The organism is Micromonospora desertarenae (assembly GCF_056150265.1).
Genome location: NZ_JAXCFQ010000001.1, coordinates 277,303 through 293,827 on the forward strand (window position 1 = coordinate 277,303; position 16,525 = coordinate 293,827).

Sequence of the window (16,525 nt, forward strand, 5' to 3'; positions counted from 1 at the left end):
TACGAGGCAATCGAACACTCGTTCTAACTACTGCTGACAGTACACCCTGCCTACGACGAAAATGCAACGTGTGCCGCGCGGCCGGTCGCGGGCGGCACCGGCGTACCGGGAAGAATGGCGGGCATGCAGTCACACCCGAACGTACGGGCGGTGCAGGACGCGCTCGACGAGGCCGACGCGCGCAACGGCTCCGGCGCGCCCAGCGCGGTCCGCCTGCTGCCCGAGGCGGTGCACACCGCCGCGGCCGCCGCCGAGGCGCTCGGCGTCGGCGTCGGCCAGATCGCCAACTCGCTGGTCTTCGAGGCGGACGGCGAGCCGCTGCTGGTGCTCACCTCGGGCGCGCACCGGGTGGACACCGCCGGGCTGGCCGCCGGCATCGGGGTCACCCGGCTGCGCCGGGCCACCCCCGACTTCGTCCGCACGCACACCGGGCAGGTGATCGGCGGGGTCGCCCCGCTGGGCCACCCGAAGCCGCTGCGCACCCTGGTGGACACCGCCCTGGCGGCGTACGACGAGATCTGGGCCGCCGGCGGGGTGCCGCAGGCGGTCTTTCCCACCACGTACCAGGAACTGCTCCGGATCACCGCCGGCGCCCCGGCCGAGGTGGCGTGAACGACGCCACGCACGCCGTACCGGGCCTGGTCACCCTGCACGTGTGGCGGACCGCCCGGCCCGCGCTGCCCCGGGTGCTGGCCCGGATGGCGCTCGACCCGCGCCGGCTGCGCGCCGTGCCGGGCGTACGGTTCGGCAAGCTCCTCGGCACCGGGACCGGCACCGGCTTCGGCCCGGGTGACGCCGACCTGACCCGGTGGGCGGCGCTGGCGGTGTGGGACTCCCCCGCCGCGGCGGCCGGCTTCGACGCCTCGCCGGTGGGCCGGGCCTGGTCCCGGATCGCCCGCTCGGCCGTCCGGCTCGACCTGCGCCCGCTGACCAGCCGCGGCGAGTGGTCCGGCCGCCGGCCGTTCGGCGAGCCGCCCGGCGGCCGTGCCGACGGCCCGGTGCTGGCGCTGACCCGGGCCCGGCTGCGGCCCCGCCGGGCGGTCACCTTCTGGCGGGCGGTCCCGCCGGTGGCCGCCGCCCTGCACGCCGCGCCCGGCCTGCTCGCCCGGTTCGGCGTCGGCGAGGCGCCGGTGGGCTGGCAGGGCACGGTGAGCGTGTGGCGTGACCCGGCGGACCTGGTGGCGTTCGCGTACCGTCACCCGGAGCACCGCGCCGCGATCATGCGGACCCCCACCGAGGGGTGGTACGCGGAGGAACTCTTCGCGCGCTTCGCGGTGTGCGACGTGGTCGGTGACCGGACGGTGCTGGGATGGGTCGCGGACGGCGACGCGGAGACGGCGAAGGGCGCGCGGGCATGAGGTTGGTGCGGTGGACGCCGGACGATCTCGTCCGGCGGCTGGACGACGTGGTGGCCGTCTACGGCGAGGCGATGGGCTACCGCACCGACCTGCTGGAGGCCCGCCGCGGCTACATCGCCACCCACGTCCGCCGCCCCGGCTTCCGGGCCGTGGCCAGCCTGACCGTCGAGGGGCACCTGGCCGGCTTCGGCTACGGCTACCTCGGCGCGCCCGGGCAGTGGTGGCACGACCAGGTCTGGCGCGCGCTGGACCCGGCCGCCCGGCAGCGCTGGCTGACCGACTGCTTCGAGGTCGTCGAGCTGCACGTCCGGCCGCCCGCGCAGGGGCACGGCCTGGGCGCGGGGCAACTGCGCGCCCTGCTCACCATGGCCGAGGGAACCACCACCCTGCTGTCCACCCCGGAGGCCGACGAGCAGCGGTCGCGGGCCTGGCGGCTGTACCGCCGGTTCGGCTTCGTCGACATCCTGCGCGACTTCCACTTCCCCGGCGACGAGCGCCCGTTCGGCGTACTCGGCCGGGACCTCCCCCTCCCGCCTCCCGGCCCGGCGTCGGCCCCGCCGCGCTCCGCGCAGGCCCCGCCCGGCCCGGCCACGCCGTGAACCGGCAGCGGGCCTGCTGGGCGCTGCTGGCCGTGCTGGTGCTCGCGCAGATCTGCTACCCGCTGACCACCGGGACCACCCGGGCCCGGCTGACCGTGGCCACCGTCGGCCTCGGCTGGCTGCTCTCGGTCGGCCACGCGCTGCTCAGCCGGGGTGCGCGTACCGCCGCGGCACTGGTGGCGGTGGCCACCGGCGGCGGGTTCGCCATCGAGGCGCTCGGGGTGGCCACCGGCTTCCCGTTCGGCAGCTACGACTACTCCGGCCAACTGGGCCCGAAGCTGGCCGGGGTGCCGCTGGTCATCCCCCTGGCGTGGACCTGGATGGCCTGGCCGGCCTGGCTGACCGCGGTCCGGCTCAGCACAGCGCCCGGCCCCGCGGCGCCGGCCGACCGCCACCCCGGGTCACCGGTCGCGGTCCGGCTCGCCGTCCGGCGGATCGCGCTGGCCGCCCTCGGGCTGGCCACCTGGGACCTCTTCCTCGACCCGCAGATGGTCGCCGAGGGTCACTGGGTCTGGCGCGACGCCACCCCCGCGCTGCCCGGCCTGCCCGGCATCCCGGTCAGCAACTACCTCGGTTGGCTGCTCTTCGCGGTGCTGCTGATGACCGCGCTGCGTCCGCTGGCCGGGCCGGCGGTGGCCGGCACCGACCGGCGGGACCACCCGATGTTCGCGCTCTACCTGTGGACGTACGGCTCCAGCGTGCTGGCCCACGCGGTCTTCCTCGGCCTGCCCGCCTCGGCGCTGTGGGGCGCGGTCGGCATGTCGGTGACCGCGCTGCCGCTCGCGCTGTCGCTGCTGCGGAGCCGCCGCCGTGACCGGCCGGCGCCCCGCCCACCCCGACGCGCCGACGCCAACACGCCGGCATGAGCGAGCGAATCATCGAGCTCAGCGCGACCGTGCCTCATGGCGGCACGCAGCGCAGCGGAGTGCCGGCGTGAGTGGCGTCCTGGCCCTGCTGCTCGGGGTCGCCGTGCTGACCGCGCACACGCTGGTCAACGCCGGCCGCTGGCTGCGCCGCCCGGTAGCGCCGCCGGCCCCGGTGGACGAGCCGGTCGCGGTGCTGCTGCCGCTGCGCGACGAGGCCGCCCGGGTCACCCCGTGCCTGCGCGCGCTGCTCGCCCAGCGCGGCGTACCGGGGCTGCGCGTGGTCGTCCTCGACGACGGGTCCACCGACGGCACCGCCGAGGTGGTCCGGGCGGTGGCCGGCGACGACCCCCGGGTCACCCTGCTGCGCGGGGCCGCCCCGCCGCCGGGCTGGCTGGGCAAGCCGTACGCCTGCTGGCAGCTGGCCAGCCGGGCCGACCCGGCGGCCACCGCGCTGGTCTTCGTCGACGCCGACGTGGTGCTCGCCCCGGACGCGGTGGCGGCGGCGGTCACCGAGCTGCGCGCCGCCCGGCTGGCGCTGCTGTCGCCGTACCCCAAGATCCTGGTGAACACGGCGGCGGACCGGTTGGTCCAGCCGTTGCTGCAGTGGTTGTGGCTGACCTTCCTGCCGCTGCGCGCGATGGAGCGCTCGCGGCGGCCGTCGCTGGCCGCGGCCGGCGGGCAGTTCCTGGTGCTGGACCGGGCCGGCTACGAACGGGCCGGCGGGCACGTCGCGGTGGCCGACAGGGTCCTGGAGGACATCGAGCTGGCCCGGGCGGTGAAGCGGGCCGGCGGCCGGATCGCCCTGGCCGACGGCTCGCGGCTGGCCACCTGCCGGATGTACGACAACTGGCCGCAGTTGCGCGACGGCTACACCAAGTCGCTCTGGGCCACCTTCGGCCACCCCGTGGCGGCGGCCGTGGTGGTGGCGCTGCTGCTCCTGCTCTACACCGCGCCGCCGCTGCTGGCGGTGGGCGCGCTCGCCGCCGGGGCGGTCCCGGTGGCGGCGGCCGCCGCGGCGGCGTACCTGCTCGGGGTGGCCGGACGGGTGACCAGCGCCCGGGCGACCGGCGGCCGGTGGTGGCCCGACTCGCTGGCACACCCCGTGTCGGTCGTGGTCCTCGGTTGGCTGACCCTGCGGTCGTACCATCTGCGGAAGCGGCGCCGGCTGACCTGGCGGGGCCGCCCGGTCACCTAGGAGGCGGCATGGCGCGGATCGTGGTCGTCGGCGCCGGAGTCGGCGGGCTGGCCACCGCCGCGCGGCTGGCCGTCACCGGGCACCAGGTCACCGTCTTGGAACGGGCCGACACGGTGGGCGGCAAGCTCGGCCGGTACGTGCACGACACGCCGGCCGGCCCGTTCCACTTCGACACCGGGCCCAGCCTGCTCACCCTGCCCGAGGTCTTCCACGACCTGTTCGAGGCGACCGGTGCGAAGCTCGACGAGTACCTCGACCTCACGCCGCTGGACCCGATCGTCCGGCACGTCTTCCCCGGCGGCGGCCCGGCGCTGGACTCGTGCGCCGACCCGGTCGAGTTCGCCGCCCGGATCGGCGCCGCGCTCGGCGACCGGGCCGCGACCGACTGGCAGCGGCTGTGGCGTCGGGCCGGCCGGGTCTGGCAGGCCTCCCACCAGGACATCCTGCGCCGCCCGGTCGGTTCCCCGCGGGACCTGGCCGCGCTGGCCTGGCGGCTCGGCGACCTGGCCGCGATCGCTCCCGGCCGGAGCCTGCGCGGGCTGGGTCGCCGCCACCTGTCCGACCCCCGGCTGCGGATGCTGCTGGACCGGTACGCCACGTACACCGGCGCCGACCCGCGCCGGGCCCCGGCCGCGCTGGTCGCCGTCCCCTACGCCGAGCTGACCTTCGGCGGCTGGTACCTGCGCGGCGGGCTGGGCACCCTGGCCGACGCGCTGCTGACCCGCTGCCTGGATCTCGGCGTGGTGGTGCGGACCGGCGCCGAGGTCACCCGGATCGACGCCGCCGGCGGGCGGGTGACCGGGGTACGCCTCGCCGGCGTCGCCGCGCCCGTCCCCGCCGACGCGGTGGTGGCCAACGCCGACGCGCTGACCGTCTACCGGGACCTGCTGCCCAGCCCGCGCCGGCTGGCCGGGCTCGCCGACCGCAGCCTGGCGGGCTTCGTGCTGCTGCTCGGGGTGACCGGCGGATCCGGCCTGGCCCACCACACCGTGTTCTTCCCGCGCGACTACGACGCCGAGTTCGACGCGGTCTTCGGCGACCCGGGCCGCGGGCGGCGCGCCCGCCCGGCGCCCGACCCGACGGTGTTCGTCACCGTCGCCGACGACCCGCTGGTCCGCCCGGCCGGGCACGAGGCGTGGTTCGTGCTGGTCAACGCGCCCCGGCACGGCACCGCCGCCGGCGCCGTGGACTGGCGGCGGCCCGGGCTGGCCGAGGCGTACGCGGACCGGATCCTGGACGTGCTGGCCGCGCGCGGCGTCGACGTGCGCGACCGGCTGCTGTTCCGCCAGATCCGCACCCCGGCCGACCTGGACACCGCGGCCGGCGCGCCCGGCGGGTCGATCTACGGCACGGCCGGCGGGCTGCTCCGCCCGGCCAACCGCGGCCCGGTACGCGGACTGTGGCTGGTCGGCGGCTCCAGCCACCCCGGCGGCGGCCTGCCGATGGTCACCCTCTCCGCGCAGATCGTCGCCGACGAGATCGGCCCCGCCTGGTAACTCCGGCCGCTCAGCCGGTGGGCCGCTGAGCCGGTGGTCGCCCAGCCGGGCGGGGCGGGCCCGGGGTGTGGCACCTCGCGGTGGCTGGGCCGGGCAACCACGCCGCCGGCGGGCGGCCGGAAGGCGCCGGACCGCGAGCGGTGCCGATCAGCGCGGCGCGGCGGCCCGGTCCGGTGGCCGGTCCGCGTCGAGCAGGGCGCGGCGGACGGCGGAGAGGAGCTGGCCCAGGCCGAAGGCGGCCAGCAGCACCCAGACGGCGGTGGCCATGGTGATGGTCCCGGCGGCGAGGTCCGGCTCGATCAGCCCGGTCAGCCCGGCGAGCAGCAGCCCGGCCAGGGCCACCGAGACCCGGGTGGGGCGCTCCCCCACGGTCACCGCGCCGATCTCCCGCATGCCCGCGGCGACCGCCCGGGCCCGGACGTACTCGTGCAGCCAGGACAGCGCGCCGGCCGTGGCCACCAGCGCACCCGGGGCCCCGACCAGCCAGAACGCGACCAGCCAGGCGACCTCACCGAGCCGGTCGGCGACCGAGTCGTAGACGTAGCCGAGCCGGGTGGTCCGGCCGGTGGCCACCGCCACCGCCCCGTCGACGCTGTCCGCCACCGCGGCGAGCAGCACGAACAGCGCCCCGAGGAACGGCCCGTCCCCCGGGCGTACGGCGAACACCGGCACGCAGACGCAGAGCAGCACGCCGGCCACCGTCACCGGGGTCGGGCCGATCCGGAGCCGGCCGAGCACGTACCCGACGTGGTACGCGAACCGCAGCCAGGCGCGCACCACCGGAGCCGCCACCCGGGGATCGAACCCCCCGTGCAGCCGGGCCCAGGCGGTCGCGTAGTCGTCCCACTTCAGCTGCTGTGTGCCCACCACGGATCAACCGTCGCACCGCGGCCGAGGTGTCGCGGCCCGTACGCTCACACCCGCGCGCCCACCTGAAGGTTCTGCCAGACCTCGCGGGTGGCGGTGGAGCGGTTGAGGGTGATGAAGTGGATCCCCGGCACGCCCTCGTCGAGCAGCCGCCGGCACATCTCGCTGGCCTGCTCGATGCCGAGCCGGCGCACCGCCTCCGGATCGTCGGCGACCCGCTCGAACCGCTCGGCCAGGGCCGGCGGGAACGGCGCCCCGGACAGCTGCACCGACCGCTCGATGGTGCCCATCTGGGTCACCGGCATCACGCCGGCCAGGATCGGGGTGTCGCAGCCGGCGGCCGCCACCCGGTCGCGCAGCCGCAGGTAGTCGTCGGCGTCGAAGAACATCTGGGTGATCGCGAACTCGGCACCGGCCCGACATTTACGGACGAAGTACTCGGTGTCGCTGGCCACGTCGGGCGACCGGGGGTGCTTGTACGGGAAGGCGGCCACCCCCACGCTGAAGTCACCGGACTCGCGGACCAGGCGGACCAGCTCCTCGGCGTAGAGCACGCCCTCGGGGTGGCGGACCCACTCGCCGCCCGGGTTGCCCGGCGGGTCGCCCCGCACGGCCAGCACGTTGCGTACGCCGACCCCGGCGAGCCGGCCGATCACGTGCCGCAGCTCGGCGACGGAGTGGTTGACAGCGGTGAGGTGGGCCATCGGCAGCAGGGTGGTCTCGGTGGCGATCCGCTCGGTGACCGCGACCGTGGTGTCCCGGGTCGACCCGCCCGCGCCGTAGGTGATCGAGACGAACGAGGGGCGCAGCGGCTCCAGCTCGCGGATCGCCTGCCAGAGCAGCCGCTCGCCCTGCTCGGTCTTCGGCGGGAAGAACTCGAAGGAGAAGGTCGGCTGGCGGTCACGGATCAGCTCCCCGATCGCCGGCTGCGAATGGGGAAGGACGGAGGGAAGACCGAGCGCCACGCCCCGACTCTAGCGGGCGGTGCCGATCGCACCCACGCCCTTCCCACCCCGTCGGACACCGCGGCCGCCCGGGCGCGACCCGGCAGCCACCCGGCCGCCACCCGGCAGCGCCCGGCCGCGACCCGGCCGCCCCGGCCGCCACCCGGCAGAGTGCGCCGGGCCACCGGGCGTCCCGGCCGCCGCCCGGCAACGCCGTGCCCGGACCACCCGGGGGCCGGCCCGGCCCCCGGCGGCCGGCGGCACCGCGCGGCAGCCGGCCGGTGACGCCGCCGCCAACCCGCCCACGCCGCCGCGGCGGCGGCACCCGTCGCCGCCGGGGTGCTCGCGCCGACGGGCGCCGGAAAGCGTCGTACCCGGGGAGTAGGTATGGACCAGCGCGGGTGGGTCGGCCGGGGACCGGCCGCACCGGGGGCGCGCGGGGGTCGAGATCCGATCGGTGGCGCAGCGGTCCCGTCCGGCGGGGCGCGCCGCCGCCGTGCCGACGCCCGCCCGGAGGACCTTCATGACGCCGTTTCCGCCCGGCCCGCGGCTGCTCGGGCCGCTGCTCGCCCAGCTCCGGCTGGCTCGCGGCTGGAGCCAGCCACGGCTGGCCGCCGAGCTCTGCGCCGCCGCCGGCGTGCCGACGCTGAGCCGGCACGAGGTCTCCCGGTGGGAGCGGCACCTGCGCGTCCCCGGTGACTTCTGGCTCGGCTGGCTCGCCGTCGTGCTGGCGGCGCCGGTCGAGCCGCTGCGCTCCGCCGCGGCCCGGTCCCGGGCGCTGGGCACCCCGCCGGCCGTCCGCGGTGCCGGCGCCCGCTCCCGAGCCGCGCTGCTCGCGCTGGCCCAGCGGTGGCTGACCGACCCGCGCGCCGCCCTGCTGGTCGCCGCGCCGCCCGGGCCGGTGGAACCCGACCCGCCGGACCGGGATCGGCGGCCGCCCGACGAGCTGCGCCGGCTCGACGACCTGTGCGGCGGGGCCGACCTGGCCGGCCTGGCGGCCGGCCGGCTGCGGCGGGTGGTCCGGGCGCTGTCCGGGACGACCCCGGCGGCCCGCCGCCGGCTGCTGCCGGTGCTGGCCGAGTCCGCCCAGCTGGCCGGCTGGCTCGCCGCCGACGCCGGGGACCCGGCGGGCGGGCTGGACGCCTACCGCCTGGCGCTGCGGGCCGCCACGGCGGCCGGCGACGTCCCGCTCGCCGGGCACGTGCTCGGCTCCGCCAGCCACCTGCTGGCCGGCCTCGGCGACCCGGCCGGCGCGCTGGTGCTGGCCCGCACCGGCTACGCCGGGGTGCGCCGGCACGCCACGCCCGGCCTGCGGGCGCTGCTGCTGCACCGGGTGGCCCTGGCGGCCGCCCTCGACGGGCGGGCCGCCGCGGCCCGGCAGGCCCTCGACGGGGCGCGGCGCGCGGGCGACGAGCCGCCGGAACCCGGCCGGGAGCCGTCCTGGCTCTACTGGCTCGACGGGGCGGAACTGGCCGCGATGACCGGGCGCACCCTGGTCGCGCTGGGCCGCCCCGGTCCGGCCGAGGCGCCGCTGGCCGCCGTTCGCCGGCGCGGGCACCCGCGCGGCGCGGCGATCTACGGCGGCTGGCTGGCCCGGGGCTACCTGCAACTCGGCGAGGTCGAACGGGCCTGCGCGGTGGCCGGCGAGGCGTTGCTGGACGCGGTCCGCGCCGGCTCGCCGCGGGCGCTCGGCCAGCTCTCCGAGCTGCGCCGCCGGCTGGCCGGGCACCGGCACGAACCGGCGGTCCGGCGGTACGCGGCGCTCGTCGCGGCGGCCCGGCCGTACCTGCCCCGCGCGCCGGCGGCGCCCCCGACCCGGCCCCGCTCGGCGGCGCCGCCGGCTCGCGGCACCCCCGGCACGGCGCGTCGGATACCCACGGGTAGGACAGCACGGAGGTGGACCGGCTAGCGTCGGGGCGTGACCGACGCTGCTCCTGTTTCCCCCGTCGACCGCGCCGGGCTGCGCCAACGGGTCGACAAGGCCCTGGCCGAGTTCCTGGCCACCCAACGCACCTGGATGGCCGGGGTCGACGACGCCCTGGCGCCGGTCGCCGAGGCGATCGAGGCGTTCGTGCTCGGCGGCGGCAAGCGGCTCCGGCCGGCGTTCGCCTACTGGGGCTACCGGGGCGCCGGCGGGGTGGACTCCGACCAGGTGGTGAGCGCCCTGGCCGCGCTGGAGTTCGTCCAGGCCAGCGCCCTGATCCACGACGACCTGATGGACCGCTCGGACACCCGGCGGGGCGAGCCGGCGGTGCACCGGCGGTTCGCCAGCCGGCACCGGTCGGCCGGCTGGCGCGGGGACCCGAACGGCTTCGGCGACGCGGCGGCGATCCTGCTCGGCGACCTGTGCCTGGTCTGGTCCGACGAGCTGCTGCACTCGGCCGGGCTGGAGCCGGGCACGGTGGCCCGGGCCCGGCCGGTCTTCGACGAGATGCGCACCGAGGTGACCGTCGGGCAGTACCTCGACGTGCTGACCCAGGCCACCGGGGACACCTCGGTGGAGCGGGCCGGCAAGGTCGCCCGCTACAAGTCGGCGAAGTACACGGTCGAGCGGCCGCTGCTGCTCGGCGCCGCGCTGGCCGGCGCGTCGGCGGACGTGCGCACCGCGTACTCGGCGTACGGGCTGCCGCTGGGCGAGGCGTTCCAGCTCCGCGACGACGTGCTCGGGGTGTTCGGCGACCCGGCCCAGACCGGCAAGCCGGCCGGCGACGACCTGCGCGAGGGCAAGCGCACCTACCTGGTGGCGGCCGCCCTGGAGGCGACCGACGAGGCGGGCCGGGAGCTGCTGCTCGGCCGGCTGGGTGACCCGGAGTTGGACGAGGCGGGCGTCGCCCGGCTCCGCGAGCTGATCACCGCCTGCGGCGCGCTGGCCCGTACCGAGCAGCGGATCGTCACCCTCACCGACGCCGCGCTGGCCGCCCTCACCACCGTCGACCTGGACACCGAGGCCCGCCAGGCCCTGGTAGACCTAGCCATCGCCGCCACCCGCCGCGCCGACTAACCCCCCAGGCCCCCCACCCCCCCACCCCCCCGCTTCCGCACGTTGATCATGAGGTTAGCGGTCCGGTAACGGACATTTCCCCCCGCTAACCTCATGATCACCGGGGCGACCCCCGGGGGGAGGGGGGTGGGGGGTGGGGGGTTAGAAGCCGAGGGCTTGGGCGCGGCGTTTGATTTCGCGGGCCTGGTCGCTGGCGAGGGCGGCGGCGGGGGTGGCGCCGGGGAGGCTCTCGTCGGGCTCGTAGAGCCAGCGCAGCGCGGCCTCGTCGTCGTAGCCGGCGTCGGCCAGCAGGGTGAGTACGCCGGGCAGGTGCTTGAGCACCGTACGGTTGGCCACCAGGTCCACCGGGATCCGGCGGACGCCGTCGCGGCGGACCGCGATCAGCTCCCGGTCCCGGACCATCTGGTGCACCTTGCTGATCGACACGTCGAGGCGCTCGGCGACGTCCGGCAGGGTCAGCCAGTCGGCCGGGTCGGCGGGGCCGGCGAGGTCGGGGGCGGGCGCGCCCCGGTCGGCGGGTACGGAGTCGGTCACCCGACCACCCTGCCATGCCTCGCCGGGCCTGCGTCAACGGCACCCCGAAGGGGCCATGTCCGCAGGTGGCGCGCGGCGGGAACGGGTGCGCTCGCCCCCCGGCTGTAGCATCCTGTTCAACCTTCACCCTCCGGACACATAGACTGCCTGCCGATGGACACACAGGTCGCCGACACGTTGCTGGGCTCGCTGATCGACGGGCGCTACCGCATCCGCGGTCGCGTGGCCCGTGGCGGCATGGCGACCGTGTACACCGCCACCGACGAGCGCCTGGAGCGCACCGTGGCGGTCAAGATCATTCATCCGACCCAGGCCCCGGAGGCGCGGGCCCGCCTGGCCGGGTTCCTGGAGCGGTTCACCGACGAGGCGAAGACCATCGCCCGGCTGACCCACCCGAACGTGGTGGCGGTCTACGACCAGGGCACCCACTCCGGGCTGCCCTACCTGGTCATGGAGTACGTGCGCGGCCGCACCCTGCGCGAGGTGCTCGCCGAGCGGCGCCGGCTCAACCCGGACGAGGCGCTGGCCATCTTCGAGCAGATGCTCGCCGCGATCGCCGCCGCGCACCGGGCCGGGCTGGTGCACCGGGACGTCAAGCCGGAGAACGTGCTGGTCGCCGAGGCGCCGACCGGCGGCGTGGCCAACCTGGTCGACAGCGTGGTGAAGGTGGCCGACTTCGGGCTGGCCCGGGCGGTCGAGGCGAGCGCCGACGAGACGCAGGGCAACCAGCTGATGGCGACCGTGGCGTACGTCGCGCCGGAGCTGGTCACCGACGGGCACGCCGACCCGCGCACCGACGTCTACTCCGCCGGCATCGTGCTGTTCGAGATGCTCACCGGCCGGGTCCCGTACGACGGGGACCGCCCGGTGGAGGTCGCCTGGCAGCACGTCGACCAGGACGTACCGGCGCCGTCGACGCTGGTGCCCGGCCTGCCGAAGGTCCTCGACGACCTGGTCGCCCGGGCCACCCGGCGCGACCCGGGCGCCCGGCCGACCGACGCCGGCGCCCTGCTGGCCGAGGTGCAGGTGGCCCGGGACGACCTGGGCAACCCGAACACGCGTACCGCCGTGCTGCGCCGGGTGACCGACGAGCCGCCGGTGGCCCAGCCGACCATGGTGGTCGCGGCGGTCAAGCCCGCCGAGCGGCCGTCCTGGGCCCGGCTGCCCGAGGGCGGCGGACCCCGCGCCGGCCGGCGGCGGGCCGCCCCGGAGGACGGGCAGGACCTGTGGTCGCGGCTGGTGGCGCTGCGCGCCCGGGTGATGGCCGACCGGCGCGGCCGGCAGGCCGTCGCCGCGGCCGTGGTGGTGCTCGGCCTGGTCGCCGCCCTGACCGGGTGGTGGTTCGGCGTGGGCCGCTACACCGTCGCCCCGCAGCTGGTGAGCCTGACCAAGGCCGAGGCGGAGGCGCAGGCCGAGCGCGCCGGCTTCACCCTCAGGTACGCCGAGCCGCGCCACGACGAGCAGGTCCCGAAGGACGCCGTGCTGGGGCAGGACCCGGCCTCGGCGAGCCGGATCGTCAAGGGCGGGACGATCACCCTCACCCTCTCGCTGGGTCCGGAGCGGTTCCCGGTGCCGGACGTGGTCGGCAAGGACTTCGAACTGGCCGAGGCGGATCTGGTCAACCTGAAGCTGGTGGCGGTCAAGGGTGCGGCGCGCTACGACGACAACCTGCCGGCCGGAGTGGTCATCGACACCAACCCGAAGGTGGGCACCGAGGTCAAGCCGGGCGCCAAGGTCACGCTCATCCTGAGCAAGGGCCGGGCCCCGGTCTCGGTGCCGAACCTGGTCGGCAAGAGCCTCACCGAGGCCCGGGCGACCCTGAACCGGCTCGGCCTGGTGCTGGTGGAGAACTACAAGGACTCCGACAAGCCCCGGGACGAGATCCTCGGGCAGAGCCCGTCCGACGGCACCGGCGTGGAGAAGGGCGCCCAGGTCAAGCTGGACATCAGCAAGGGCCCGCCGCTGACGGTGGTACCCCGGGTGGTCGACCTGCCCTGCCCGCAGGCGAAACAGCTGCTGGAGAGCCAGGGCTTCCCGGTGGCCGTGCAGTTCAACCCGAACGGCATCGTGCGCTTCCAGAACCCGAACGAGAACAGCCAGGTGCCGCCGGGCACCCAGGTCACCCTCGGGTGCCTGTGATGACCGCGGCACAGCCCGACGGACGCCGGCGGGTGGGCTCGCACACGCCCACCTCCGGCGGCCTGGCCAGGGCGGCCCTGCCGTACCTCGACGCGGCGCGCTCCGAGGTGGTGCAGGTCTACGTCTCGAACTCCCGCGGCTGGGCGCTGCCGCCGGGCGACCCGGTCCAGGACGCGCTGTTCCGCGACGGCTGCGCCGAACGGGACGTACCGGTCTTCATCCACGCGTCGCTGCTGGTCAACCTCGGCTCGCCGACCGCCGCGACGGTCGAGCGGTCGGCACTGACGCTGGCCCACGCGCTGCGCCGGGGCACCGCGATCGGCGCCCGCGGGGTGGTGTTCCACGCCGGCAGCGCGGTGGACGCCGGGCACGCCGAGGCGGCGATGCGGCAGGTCCGCGAGGCGCTGCTGCCGCTGCTGGACAGCGCCGCGGCCGAGGGCGGGCCGATGCTGCTGGTGGAGCCGAGTGCCGGTGGCGGCCGCTCGCTCGCCTCCCGGGTGGAGCAGCTCGGGCCCTACCTCGACGCGGTGGACCGGCACCCCTGGCTCGGGGTCTGCTTCGACACCTGCCACGCCTGGGCCGCCGGGCACGACCTGGCCGCCGAGGGCGGCATGACGGCGACCCTGGACACGCTGGTGGCGACGGTCGGGCCCGACCGGCTGAAGCTGGTGCACGCCAACGACTCGAAGGACCTGTGCGGCTCGACCCGGGACCGGCACGAGAACATCGGCAAGGGCACCATCGGCGAGCCCGCGTTCGCCGAGCTCATGCGGCACCCGGCCACCGCCGGCCTGCCGATCGTGGTGGAGACGCCCACGGAGAAGCACGTCGGGCACGCCGCCGACATCGCCACCCTCACCCGCCTCCACCCCTGACCACCCCCACCCCGGGGTGGCCGGCCGCGCACCTTCCGGAAACGAGCGGCTGTCCCCCGCGGAACAGCCACTCGTTCGCCGGACGAAGGCGGAGGGTCAGGCGCGGAGGATGCCGGTGAGGGTGGTGGTGGCGCGGTCGACGGCGGCGTCGTCGACGTCCATGTGGGTGACCAGGCGGGCGGTGCGCGGGCCGAGCACCGAGACCAGCACCCCCTCAGCGCGGGCGGCGGCGGCCAGCGCGTGCGCGTCCAGCGGGGCCTTGGTCAGGTCGAGCGGCACCACGTTGGTGCGCACCGGGCTGGCGAGCACCCCGAACGGCGCGATCGCCTCGGCCAGCCGGGCCGCCTTGGCGTGGTCCTCGGCGAGCCGGTCGATGTGGTGGGCCAGGGCGTACCGGCCGGCCGCGGCGAGGATGCCGGCCTGGCGCATGCCGCCGCCCATCCGCTTGCGGATCCACCGGGCCCGTTCGATCTTCTCGGCGCTGCCGACCACCAGCGAGCCGACCGGCGCGCCGAGCCCCTTGGAGAGGCAGACCGACAGGGTGTCGAAGAGCCCGCCGTACTCGGCCAGCGGCACCCCGTCGGCGACGTGCGCGTGCCAGATCCGGGCCCCGTCGCAGTGCAGCGCGACCCCCGCGTCGTCGGCGACCCGGCGCAGCTGGCGCAGGGTGGCCAGCGGGATCACGCCGCCCCCGCCACGGTTGTGGGTCTGCTCCACGGCGATCGCCCGGGTCGGGACCGCGAAGTAGCCGTCCGGCCGGATCATGGCGGCGACCACGTCGGGGTCGAGGTCCGCGCCGACCGCCGGCCAGGTCCGCGACGAGATGCCGCCGTACGCGGCCGCGGCGCCGATCTCGTACGTGACCACGTGCGCGTCGGCGTCGCAGAGCAGCTCGTTGGCCGGCGGCACCACCAGTTGCAGGGCGATCTGGTTGGCCATCGACCCGCTCGGGGCGAACAGCGCCGCCTCGTGCCCGAAGAGCGCGGCGACCTCGGCCTCCAGCGCGTTGACCGTCGGGTCCTCGCCGTAGACGTCGTCGCCGACCTCCGCGGTGGCCATCGCCTCGCGCATCCCGGCGGTCGGCCGGGTCACCGTGTCCGACCGAAGGTCGACGATCATGTCTGCGCTCGCGGCCGCGGGGCTCGCGAGCTCACTCCTCGCCTCAGCCACGGAGCATCTCCGCCACCAGGAAGGCCAGCTCCAGCGACTGCTGGGTGTTCAGCCGAGGGTCGCAGGCGGTCTCGTACCGGTCGGGCAGGTCGAGGTCCTCGATGCCCTGGGCCCCGCCGAGGCACTCGGTGACGTCCTCGCCGGTGAGCTCGACGTGCAGGCCGCCCGGGTGGGTGTCCAGGCCGCGGTGCACCTCGAAGTAGCCGAGCACCTCGTCGACGATGCGGTCGAAGTGCCGGGTCTTGTAGCCGTTGGACGACTCGTGCGTGTTGCCGTGCATCGGGTCGCACTGCCAGACCACCTTGGCGCCGGCCGCGGTGACCTTGGACACGATCGGTGGCAGGGCGTCGCGGACCCGGTGGTTGCCCATCCGGCTGATCAGGGTGAGCCGGCCGGGGATGTTGTCGGGGTTGAGCTTCTCGCAGAGCTCGATCGCCTCGTCCGGGGTGGTGGTCGGGCCGAGCTTGACCCCGATCGGGTTGGCGATGCGGGAGATGAAGTCGATGTGCGCGCCGTCGATCTGCCGGGTGCGCTCGCCGATCCAGAGGAAGTGCCCGGAGAGCCCGTACGCCCGGCGGTCGGAGACCCGGGTCAGCGCCCGGTCGTATTCCAGCGCGAGGGCCTCGTGCGAGCAGTAGAGGGTGACCGTGCGCAGCGCCTCGTCGTCGGTCATCCCGCAGGCCCGGATGAAGGCCAGCGCCCGGTCGATCTCCCGGGCGATCGCCTCGTAGCGCTCGCCGGCCGGCGAGTTCCGCACGAAGCCCTTGTTCCAGTCGTGCACCGCGTGCAGGTCGGCGAGCCCGCCGGCCAGGTACGCGCGGAGCATGTTCATCGCGGCGGCCGAGTTCGCGTACGCCCGGATCATGCGCTGCGGGTCGGCGACCCGGGCGTCCGGCGTGGCCTCCAGCGAGTTGATCATGTCGCCCCGGTAGGCGGGCAGGCCGCGGGCGTCGGTCGGCAGCGAGCGCGGCTTGGTGTACTGGCCGGCCACCCGGGCCACCTTGACCACCGGCAGCGACGCGCCGTAGGTGAGCACGATCGCCATCTGGAGCAGGGTGCGGGCGTTGGCCAGCAGGTGGCTCTCGGTGTTGTCGGCGAAGGTCTCCGCGCAGTCGCCACCCTGGAGCAGGAACGCCTTGCCCTCGCAGACCAGCGCGAGCCGCTGCCGGAGCTGGTCGACCTCGTACGGTGCCACCACCGACGGGACGGTGTCGAGCACCTTGCAGACCTCGGCGACCCGGGCCGGGTCCGGCCAGGGCGGGGTCTGCGCCCGGGGCAGGTCCCGCCAGCGGTCCAGGCCGAGGGCCGCGTCCTCGGCGGAGTCGACGGTCGGACGGCTGGTCTGCAGGCCGGGGCTGCCCACGGCGGGATGGCTCAGCTGGTGCCACTCATGGCGCATGCCAGAAAGCGTACGGCGACCGCCGGGCCCGCCGACCGGCGAGGGGTCCGGTTCCGGCTGGTGAGAGGCGTCTCACCCACCC

General features: G+C 76.4%; 15 protein-coding genes. 10 read left to right on the forward strand and 5 right to left on the reverse strand.

Annotated features, from left to right (window positions below; translation table 11 throughout):
* The first annotated feature begins 123 nt into the window (after nucleotides 1–123).
* The 6 genes from SM577_RS01250 (at nucleotide 124) to SM577_RS01275 (ending at nucleotide 5,514) form a co-directional block, all read left to right on the forward strand.
* Nucleotides 124–612 (forward strand): YbaK/EbsC family protein, encoded by a 489-nt coding sequence (locus SM577_RS01250; RefSeq protein WP_302921565.1) that lies wholly within the window; start codon nucleotides 124–126, stop codon nucleotides 610–612.
* Nucleotides 609–1,358: a monooxygenase gene (locus tag SM577_RS01255; protein ID WP_474586089.1), complete on the forward strand. Its 750-nt coding sequence runs from the start codon at nucleotides 609–611 to the stop codon at nucleotides 1,356–1,358. The genes SM577_RS01250 and SM577_RS01255 overlap by 4 nt, the downstream gene beginning before the upstream one ends.
* Nucleotides 1,355–1,957 (forward strand): GNAT family N-acetyltransferase, encoded by a 603-nt coding sequence (locus SM577_RS01260; RefSeq protein WP_474581247.1) that lies wholly within the window; start codon nucleotides 1,355–1,357, stop codon nucleotides 1,955–1,957. The genes SM577_RS01255 and SM577_RS01260 overlap by 4 nt, the downstream gene beginning before the upstream one ends.
* Entirely contained in the window at nucleotides 1,954–2,823 is an 870-nt protein-coding gene (locus tag SM577_RS01265; protein WP_474586090.1) for a carotenoid biosynthesis protein, read from the forward strand. Before SM577_RS01260 ends, SM577_RS01265 begins: the two co-directional genes overlap by 4 nt.
* 67 nt (nucleotides 2,824–2,890) lie before the next feature.
* A complete protein-coding gene (locus SM577_RS01270) occupies nucleotides 2,891–4,018 on the forward strand; it encodes a glycosyltransferase family 2 protein (protein WP_302921561.1) in 1,128 nt (375 codons plus the stop codon).
* A gap of 8 nt (nucleotides 4,019–4,026) precedes the next feature.
* Nucleotides 4,027–5,514, forward strand: coding sequence for a phytoene desaturase family protein (locus SM577_RS01275; RefSeq protein WP_474586091.1), 1,488 nt, complete (start codon nucleotides 4,027–4,029; stop codon nucleotides 5,512–5,514).
* A gap of 147 nt (nucleotides 5,515–5,661) precedes the next feature.
* On the opposite strand, the gene SM577_RS01280 is transcribed toward SM577_RS01275, so the two are convergent.
* Together SM577_RS01280 and metF are read right to left on the reverse strand one after the other, a co-directional pair.
* The gene (locus tag SM577_RS01280) at nucleotides 5,662–6,384 is read right to left on the reverse strand and encodes a CDP-alcohol phosphatidyltransferase family protein (RefSeq protein WP_302921559.1); all 723 of its coding nucleotides are present in this window, start codon (nucleotides 6,382–6,384) and stop codon (nucleotides 5,662–5,664) included.
* Nucleotides 6,385–6,428: 44 nt separating this feature from the next.
* Nucleotides 6,429–7,346 carry a methylenetetrahydrofolate reductase [NAD(P)H] gene (metF, locus tag SM577_RS01285; protein WP_302921557.1) on the reverse strand — a complete coding sequence of 306 codons (918 nt, stop codon included), beginning with the start codon at nucleotides 7,344–7,346 and terminating at the stop codon, nucleotides 6,429–6,431.
* 502 nt (nucleotides 7,347–7,848) lie between these two features.
* Between metF and SM577_RS01290 the strand changes: the two genes are divergently transcribed.
* Together SM577_RS01290 and SM577_RS01295 are read left to right on the forward strand one after the other, a co-directional pair.
* Complete coding sequence (locus tag SM577_RS01290; protein WP_474586092.1) at nucleotides 7,849–9,234, forward strand: helix-turn-helix domain-containing protein; 1,386 nt, start codon at nucleotides 7,849–7,851, stop codon at nucleotides 9,232–9,234.
* 9 nt (nucleotides 9,235–9,243) lie between these two features.
* Nucleotides 9,244–10,326: a polyprenyl synthetase family protein gene (locus SM577_RS01295; protein ID WP_474586093.1), complete on the forward strand. Its 1,083-nt coding sequence runs from the start codon at nucleotides 9,244–9,246 to the stop codon at nucleotides 10,324–10,326.
* A 141-nt stretch (nucleotides 10,327–10,467) separates the two neighbouring features.
* Here SM577_RS01295 and SM577_RS01300 read toward each other — a convergent pair whose 3' ends face one another.
* Nucleotides 10,468–10,860 (reverse strand): Rv2175c family DNA-binding protein, encoded by a 393-nt coding sequence (locus tag SM577_RS01300; protein ID WP_474581242.1) that lies wholly within the window; start codon nucleotides 10,858–10,860, stop codon nucleotides 10,468–10,470.
* A gap of 153 nt (nucleotides 10,861–11,013) precedes the next feature.
* Here SM577_RS01300 and pknB point away from each other — a divergent pair, with 153 nt between their 5' ends.
* Together pknB and SM577_RS01310 are read left to right on the forward strand one after the other, a co-directional pair.
* Complete coding sequence (gene pknB / locus SM577_RS01305) at nucleotides 11,014–12,999, forward strand: Stk1 family PASTA domain-containing Ser/Thr kinase (RefSeq protein ID WP_302921552.1); 1,986 nt, start codon at nucleotides 11,014–11,016, stop codon at nucleotides 12,997–12,999.
* Nucleotides 12,999–13,874 (forward strand): deoxyribonuclease IV, encoded by an 876-nt coding sequence (locus tag SM577_RS01310; protein ID WP_302921551.1) that lies wholly within the window; start codon nucleotides 12,999–13,001, stop codon nucleotides 13,872–13,874. Before pknB ends, SM577_RS01310 begins: the two co-directional genes overlap by 1 nt.
* Before the next feature lie 96 nt (nucleotides 13,875–13,970).
* Here the strand turns inward: SM577_RS01310 and SM577_RS01315 are convergent, their stop codons facing one another.
* Nucleotides 13,971–14,990 (reverse strand): threonine aldolase family protein, encoded by a 1,020-nt coding sequence (locus SM577_RS01315; protein WP_474581276.1) that lies wholly within the window; start codon nucleotides 14,988–14,990, stop codon nucleotides 13,971–13,973.
* Between the two features lie 46 nt (nucleotides 14,991–15,036).
* Nucleotides 15,037–16,443, reverse strand: coding sequence for a class II 3-deoxy-7-phosphoheptulonate synthase (locus tag SM577_RS01320; RefSeq protein ID WP_302921550.1), 1,407 nt, complete (start codon nucleotides 16,441–16,443; stop codon nucleotides 15,037–15,039).
* Nucleotides 16,444–16,525: the final 82 nt, after the last annotated feature.